The organism is Rhodopirellula maiorica SM1 (genome assembly GCF_000346295.1).
Taxonomy (GTDB): domain Bacteria; phylum Planctomycetota; class Planctomycetia; order Pirellulales; family Pirellulaceae; genus Novipirellula; species Novipirellula maiorica.
Genome location: NZ_ANOG01000069.1, coordinates 1 through 938, shown reverse-complemented (window position 1 = coordinate 938; position 938 = coordinate 1). Strand labels below are relative to the sequence as shown.

2 protein-coding genes are annotated in these 938 nt (G+C 54.5%); one reads left to right on the top strand and one right to left on the bottom strand.

The window, feature by feature from the left end; genetic code table 11:
• Nucleotides 1-287 precede the first annotated feature (287 nt).
• On the top strand, nt 288-539 hold the full coding sequence (locus RMSM_RS02140) for a hypothetical protein (RefSeq protein ID WP_008690858.1): 252 nt from the start codon (nt 288-290) through the stop codon (nt 537-539).
• 102 nt (nt 540-641) lie between these two features.
• Here RMSM_RS02140 and RMSM_RS40555 read toward each other — a convergent pair.
• Nucleotides 642-938, bottom strand: a 297-nt coding sequence (locus RMSM_RS40555; RefSeq protein ID WP_040763671.1) for a hypothetical protein, incomplete at its 5' end; no start/stop codon positions are given.

Below are 938 nucleotides of genomic sequence, written 5' to 3'. Positions count from 1 at the left end.
GGGACCGAGGGGCGGTGATCAACCGACGAACAAGCAACGATTTGGAAATGAGTGAAGGAAACGGACATCAAGGTTGCAACGCTGGCAAACTGCAACGCGTTGTACGGTTGATTCGGATACAAGTCCTTGGGACAAAACCCCACGGTGACTGTTAGCCCCCCGACACGCAAGCACTTGTGTTAACATAGGGATGGCCTCGCGTGGGGGCAAAGCTGATTCATTGCAGCCGTCCTACACAAATCCTCTCGACACCCTACAACTCTCTCTGCCCTATCAGGTAACAATCAATGGAATTTGTGCTTGGACTTCTTTTGTTTCTGCTTGTCGCCGTTGGCATTATCGGCTGGCTTTGGATTGTGGTTCTCGCGTTTAGTGAGGACGAACCACTGTGGGGCATTGGATGTCTGATCATCTCACCGCTGTGCATCGTGTACGGATTCCAGAATTTCCAGGAGGCCAAGATTCCCACGCTGATGGTATGTGTGGGCTTTGCCACCAATATCGGAATCCGCCTGCTGGCCGGTCTGGTCGGGGCGTGACCCTCCGCTGCGCCGAGACGTTTAGCTACGACGAAAGGGTCGATGGCATTGTGCAAACCCTCGCGACAGCTAGCATCCACGCCGTCGTTGCTGCGGGCTCGACTAGCGTTTGCTTTGGGCACCAACAAGCCGCTGGTTAGACTTTTGCAGTCGATCCAACATCGGGTCCAAGACCTCTTTCTTGGTGGTCGCTTGCCATGTCGGTGCATCGGCGTGAATCCGTTTTTGCGACTCGGGCATCTTCTTGCCGTCACTGAAGCGATGCTGAGTTGCCAACACTCCGATGCACTGCTGTTGCCGGTCCAACCACATCAGCGTGCCGCTGGATCCGGAATGCGAAATCTGGTTAGCCAATCCATCTTTGCCGGCTGATTTGAGCGTAAAGCCGAGTCCATAGAA

Coding starts and splice junctions, on each gene's coding strand:
- RMSM_RS02140 (WP_008690858.1), top strand. CDS start 288: ATGGAATTTGTGCTTGGACTTCTTTTGTTTCTGCTTGTCGCCGTTGGC.